At 71.3% G+C, this 6,083-nt stretch carries 4 protein-coding genes and 1 pseudogene; 3 read left to right on the plus strand and 2 right to left on the minus strand.

The window, feature by feature from the left end; translation table 11 throughout:
* Window positions 1-403 (plus strand): annotated as a pseudogene (locus OUY22_RS35205) (hypothetical protein); the annotation flags it as partial.
* Here OUY22_RS35205 and OUY22_RS35210 read toward each other — a convergent pair.
* Window positions 404-1,849, minus strand: coding sequence for a M1 family metallopeptidase (locus OUY22_RS35210; protein WP_270159640.1), 1,446 nt, complete (start codon window positions 1,847-1,849; stop codon window positions 404-406).
* 105 nt (window positions 1,850-1,954) lie between these two features.
* A complete protein-coding gene (gene hppD / locus OUY22_RS35215; protein ID WP_270159641.1) occupies window positions 1,955-3,037 on the minus strand; it encodes a 4-hydroxyphenylpyruvate dioxygenase in 1,083 nt (360 codons plus the stop codon).
* Between the two features lie 130 nt (window positions 3,038-3,167).
* Between hppD and OUY22_RS35220 the strand changes: the two genes are divergently transcribed.
* Both OUY22_RS35220 and OUY22_RS35225 read left to right on the plus strand, forming a co-directional pair.
* On the plus strand, window positions 3,168-3,653 hold the full coding sequence (locus OUY22_RS35220; protein WP_270159643.1) for an Lrp/AsnC family transcriptional regulator: 486 nt from the start codon (window positions 3,168-3,170) through the stop codon (window positions 3,651-3,653).
* Between the two features lie 93 nt (window positions 3,654-3,746).
* Window positions 3,747-5,873: a transglycosylase domain-containing protein gene (locus OUY22_RS35225; RefSeq protein WP_270159644.1), complete on the plus strand. Its 2,127-nt coding sequence runs from the start codon at window positions 3,747-3,749 to the stop codon at window positions 5,871-5,873.
* The last annotated feature ends 210 nt before the right edge of the window (window positions 5,874-6,083 follow it).

Raw genomic sequence — 6,083 nt, forward strand, 5'->3', positions numbered from 1 at the left:
GGTGAGCGAGGACGCAGACGGCACCATCGTCGTCACGATCGCCGAACTGCGGGACGCCGACCAGCTGGAACGCGACCTGGCGGAGCTGGGGGTGCGGGCCGACGTCACGTACGCCCCCGCGGGCAAGCGCTGCGACGGACCGCGGGGGGACATCGTCGCGGACCGCACCGCCCTGCGCGAGCCCGGGACGTCGCTGTCGTACCCGAAGGGAGGGAAGCTGACGATCGACCCCGCCCGGATCGGCGCCGACCAGACGCTGGTGATGGAGTTCTCCGAGCGGGATCCGGCCGAGTCGGCGGAAGACGGCATGACGGTCTGGCGTTACGGCGGCTTGATCGTGCGGGGCGAGGTCCGGCCGTGCGCGCTGGTCGACGACGAGTTCTGGAACAAGCCGATCGGGTAGTCAGGCCGACGGGCGGCGGGGCTGGAAGAGCCAGGCGTCGAAGAGGGGATCGAGGCGCTTGCCGGACAGCCGTTCGGCGAGCGCGGTGAACTGCTCCGTCGTCACGCTGCCGTGCCGGTGCTCCGCCGCCCAGGTCTTGAGCAGCGTGAAGAACGTGCGGTCGCCGATCTCCCGGCGCAGGGCGTGCAGCGTCATGGCGCCCCGGGTGTAGATGGACTCGTTGAACAGGTCGTCCGGCCGCGCGTCGCCCGGCGGGTAGGACCAGATCGGGTCGTTCGCGGGCCGGGCGTGGGCCGTCTTGAAGCGCTGCGCGGCGGTGTCGCCGCCGGTGTGCTCGGACCACAGCCACTCGGCGTAGGTGGCGAAGCCCTCGTTGAGCCAGAGGTCCTCCCAGCGTTCGATGCTGAGGCTGTTGCCGAACCACTGGTGGGCCAGCTCGTGGGCGATGATCGACTCACCCGGCTCGAAGCCGCCGTACATGGGCTTGGTCTGGTTCTCCAGCGCGTAGCCGGCGGCGAAGTCGTCGACCACGCCGCCGGTGGAGGAGAACGGGTAGGGGCCGAAGACCGTCACCCAGTGGTCGGTGATCTCGCCGGAGCGGCTGTAGAGCTCGCCGAGCGCGGCGGAGAAGCGCGGGTCGACCGCCGCGAGGTTGCGGATGCCGCCCGCGGTCCGGCCCTCCCGCAGCGTGAACCGGCCCATCGTGGCGGTGGCGAGGTAGGTGACCATCGGGTGCGCCTCGCGCCAGGTGAACGTGGTGCCGCCGCCCGGGGCGGGGGTGCGGCTCACCAGCTCGCCGTTGGCCAGCGCGGTCACCCCGGCGGGCACGGTGATCTCGAAGTCGAAGGTGGCCTTGTCGGCGGGGTGGTCGTTGCCGGGGAACCAGGTCTTGGCGCCGTTGGGCTCGGCGGTGACGAAGGCGCCGTCGGCGGTCGGGATGAACCCGTAGGTGCCGAGGTTGGACGAGCCGCGCACCGGCCGCGGGGTGCCGGAGTAGGCCACCTTGACGGCGAACTCCGCCCCGCGCGCCAGCGGCTCGGCCGGGGTGACGGACAGCTCGTCGCCATCGCGGGAGAACGTGGCCGCCGCGCCGTCGACCGACACCCCGCTGACCCTGAAGCCGTGCAGGTCGAGGTTGAACCGCGACAGCGCCTGGGTGGCCCTGGCCTGGATCGTGGCCTCGCCGTCGAGCCGCCGGCGGGCCGGCGCGTAGCCGATCCGCAGCGCGTAGTGGGCGACGTCGTAGCCGCCGTTGCCGTCGAGCGGGAAGTCGGGGTCGCCGATGCCGGGCGCTCCCACGCCCGGCTCGGCGGTGTCCGTCGGGCCGCTGTCGGACCCGGTCGCACCCTGTGACGGCTCGCCGGTCGCGCCGCATCCCAGCAGGCCCAGCGCGGTCAGCAGCGCGGTCAGCAGCGCGGTCAGCAGTGCGGCGGCGCGGCGTGTCATCGACCCCATGCGCGGGACCGCCCCCTTCCGATACGTGATCAGAAGAGTACGCTGCGTCAACCGCTGATCACCACCCGCTCGGCGGAAGCGGCGGCCCCGGGTGCGTCAGAGGTTGCCCCGGCGCTCCTGCTCGCGTTCGATGGCCTCGAACAGGGCCTTGAAGTTGCCCTTGCCGAACCCGAGCGAGCCGTGGCGCTCGATGAGCTCGAAGAAGACCGTCGGGCGGTCCTGCACCGGCTTGGTGAAGATCTGCAGCAGGTAGCCGTCCTCGTCCCGGTCCACCAGGATCTTGCGCTTCTTCAGCTCCTCGATCGGCGCGCGCACGGTGCCGATGCGGGCGCGCAGCTCGGGGTCGTCGTAGTACGAGTCGGGCGTGTCGAGGAACTCGACCCCGGCGGCCCGCATGTGGTCGACCGTGGTGAGGATGTCGTTGGTGGCCAGCGCGACGTGCTGGACGCCGGGCCCGCCGTAGAACTCCAGGTACTCGTCGATCTGCGACTTCTTGCGGCTGACGGCCGGCTCGTTGAGCGGGAACTTGACCTTGCGCGAGCCGTCGGCCACGACCTTCGACATCAGCGCCGAGTACTCGGTGGCGATGTCGTCGCCGATGAACTCGGCCATGTTCGTGAAGCCCATGACCTCGCGGTAGAACGCGACCCACTCGTCCATCTTGCCGAGCTCCACGTTGCCGACGCAGTGGTCGACGGCCTGGAACAGCCTCCCGGTCTTGGTGGCGGGCGGGGCCACGAGGGGCTGCGCGGGCGCGTACCCGGGCAGGTAGGTGCCGGCGTAGTTGGACCGGTCGACCAGCGTGTGGCGGGTCTCCCCGTACGTGGCGATGGCGGCGACCACGACCTTGCCGTGCTCGTCCTCCAGGACGTGCGGCTCGGCCAGCCCGCGGGCGCCGTGCGTGACGGCGTGCCGGTAGGCGGCCTCCACGTCGGGCACGTCGAGCGCGAGGTCGATCACTCCGTCGCCGTGCTCGGCCACGTGCCTGGCCAGGTCCGTGCCGGGCCTGAGGGACGCGCGGAACTCGAAGGTGGCGCCGCCGGAGGTGAGCACGTAGGCCGCCTCGTCGCGGCTGCCGTTCTCCGGGCCGCGGTAGGCCACCAGCTTCATCCCGAACGCCGTCGCGTAGTAGTGGGCGGACTGCTTGGCGTTCCCGACCGCGAACACCACAGCGTGCATACCGTTCACCGGAAAGACATCACTCATACTGATAACTCTCGATTTTGATGGACGAGTTGCGCAAGAGTTGCTTCAATGAGTGGACAACCTGTCCAGTCTTCTGGCCCGTACGGCGGAGAACCTGTACATCATGACGATCGATCACCTGGACTCCCGGCTGCTCGCGCTGCTCACCGCGGAGCCGAGGCTCGGCGTGCTGGAGTGCTCGCGGCGGCTCGGCGTGGCCAGGGGCACCGTCCAGGCGCGGCTGGACCGGCTCATGTCCAGGGGGGTGATCACCGGGTTCGGGCCCGACGTCTCGACGGCGGCGCTCGGCTACGACGTGACCGCCTTCGTGCTGCTGGAGATCCGGCAGGTCGCCGGCCACGAGCCGGTGGCGCACCGGCTGGCGCACATCCCCGAGGTCCTGGAGGTCCACACCGTCACCGGCGGCAGCGACCTCATGTGCCGGGTCGTGGCGCGGACGAACGCCGACCTCCAGCGCGTCATCGACGAGATCGTCGAGGTCCGGGGCGTGGTCAGGACCTCCTCGATCATCGCGCTGGACACTCCGGTTCCCTACCGAGTGTTGCCATTGGTCGCCGATGTCCCACGCCGGGCGGCCCGGGAGTCGTAGCATCGCCGGGAGGGACGAGGCACCGTTGTCGAGCGCTTACCCTTGACATTCGCCTGAACGCGGGGGAGGCGTGGCGGGGTGGTGAAGAAGGCGATGCGTAAGCGGAGAGTGCTCCGGTTCCTGCTCATCGGGGGAGCGGCGGGGTTCGTGGTGCTGGCCGCGCTGTTCGGCATCGCCTGGGCCATGACCCCCATCCCCGACAGCACGCAGAAGGACGCGACCGCCCAGGGGTCGGTCATCTACTACCGCGACGGCAAGACCGTCATCGCCCGGCAGGGCGTCGACCGCAGGAACGTCGAGCTGGCCAAGGTGCCCGCCCACGTGCGCGAGGCCGTCATCGCCGCCGAGAACCGCTCCTTCTACGACGACAGCGGCGTCTCGGTCAAGGGCACCGCCCGCGCCCTGTGGTCCACCGTCACCGGCAAGCAGATCCAGGGCGGCTCCACCATCACCCAGCAGCTCGTCCGCAACTACTACAGCGGCCTGAGCCAGGAGCGCTCCGTCATCCGCAAGGCCAAAGAGATCATGATCTCGATCAAGGTCGACCAGTCCAAGTCGAAGGACTGGGTGCTGGAGCAGTACCTCAACACGATCTACTTCGGCCGCGGGGCCAACGGGGTGCAGGCGGCCGCCCGCGCCTACTTCGGCGAGGACGTCGACCGGCTCACCGTCTCCGAGGGCGCCTACCTGGCCGCGGTGATCCAGCAGCCGTCCCGGTTCGCCGACCCGAAGGGCCTCGACCGCCAGGCCGTCGAGGCCCGCTGGCGGTCGGTGATCCAGGCCATGACCCAGACCGGCGCGCTCACCGCCGCCGAGGCCGAGGCGCAGCGCTTCCCTGAGTTGAAGGCGGCCAAGAAGCCGTTCCAGCTCAAGGGCCAGGCCCAGTACATGCTCCAGCAGGTCACCGACGAGCTGAACCGGCGCGGCTACACCGACGAGGACATCAACGGCGGCGGCCTGAAGATCGTCACCACCTTCGACAAGAAGCTCATGGAGGCGGCCGAGCGGGCGGTCAAGGACACCCTGCCGGACGCCACGCCCAAGAAGATCCGCACCGGCCTGGCGGCCGTGGACCCCGCGACGGGCGAGGTGGTCGCCTTCCACGGCGGCAGCCCGGACAGGTCCCAGTACGACAACGCGTTCTCGGCCAAGGTCATGGCCGGGTCCACGTTCAAGCCCTACACGCTGGCGGCGGCGCTGGAGAGCGGGCTGGGGCTGTCCACCCGCGTCAACGGCAACTCGCCGATGCGGGTGGCGGCCGACCCCGACCACCCGATCCCCAACGACGGCGGCCGCTCCTACGGCCAGATCGACCTGGTGAGCGCGATCCGCAACTCGGTCAACACCGCCTTCGTCGACCTCGCCCAGAAGGTCGGCCCGCGCAAGGTCGCCGCCACCGCCGAGGCCATGGGCATCCCGGCCGAGCAGCTCCGGCCGCACGTGCACGCCGCCTCGTTCCCGCTCGGCGTGGCCTCCGTCAGCGCCGTGCAGAACGCCTCCGGCTTCGCCACCTTCGCCAACGCGGGCGTCCACATGGAGACGCACGTCATCAAGTCGGTCACGAACGCCGACGGGGCGAAGGACGTGGTCAAGCCCGCCGCCACCCAGGCCGTCAGCGAACGGGCCGCCGCCGACGCCACGTACGCCATGCGGCAGGTCGTCCAGTACGGCACCGGCACCGCCGCCCGCCTCTACGACCGGCCCGTGGCGGGCAAGACGGGCACCACCGACGACTCCAGGGCGGTGTGGTTCACCGGGTTCACGCCGCAGCTCGCGACCGCCGTCAACATGTTCCGCGACGACAACGGGACGGTCTCCGTGCCCGGCTACGGGGTGCAGTTCGGCGGCCAGCTGCCCGCCCAGGTGTGGCGGGCGTTCATGACCGAGGCGATGGAGGGGAAACCGGTCGAGCAGTTCCCCGACCCGTCGGGCCTGGCCGGGCCGACCGGCTACGACGAGCCGGGCGACCAGGACCGCGACTGGAGCGGCGAGACGCCGTCGCGGCAGCCGGAGCAGTGGGACGAGCGGCCCACCCAGGAGGAGACGCAGCCGCCGCCCACCGACGACGAGCCGTCCGCGGAGCCCGACCCCGACGAGAACGCCCGGCAGCTGCAGACTCCCGAGGAGGAGAACGGCCCGCCGGTCGACGAGGCGCCCGAGCCCGAGCCGACGTCCGGCCCCGCCGACAACAGCGGCGCCCGCCCGTCCCCCTTCGGCTGACCGCCGCCCGGCCGGGTCACGAGCCCGCGCCCGCTCGTTCCCCCTTCGGCTGACCGCCGTCCGGCCGGGTCCCGCCCGCCCCCATCCGGTTGACCGCCGCCCGGCCGGTCAGCGGCGTAGTTGGGCGCGCAGGTCCTCGGGGGTGGTGACCGGCATCTTGCAGGTGAACCCCTGGCACACGTACGCGGCCGGCGCGCCGCTGATGAGGCC

Origin of the sequence: Nonomuraea corallina, assembly GCF_027620315.1 — a bacterium.
Taxonomy (GTDB): Bacteria; Actinomycetota; Actinomycetes; order Streptosporangiales; family Streptosporangiaceae; genus Nonomuraea; species Nonomuraea corallina.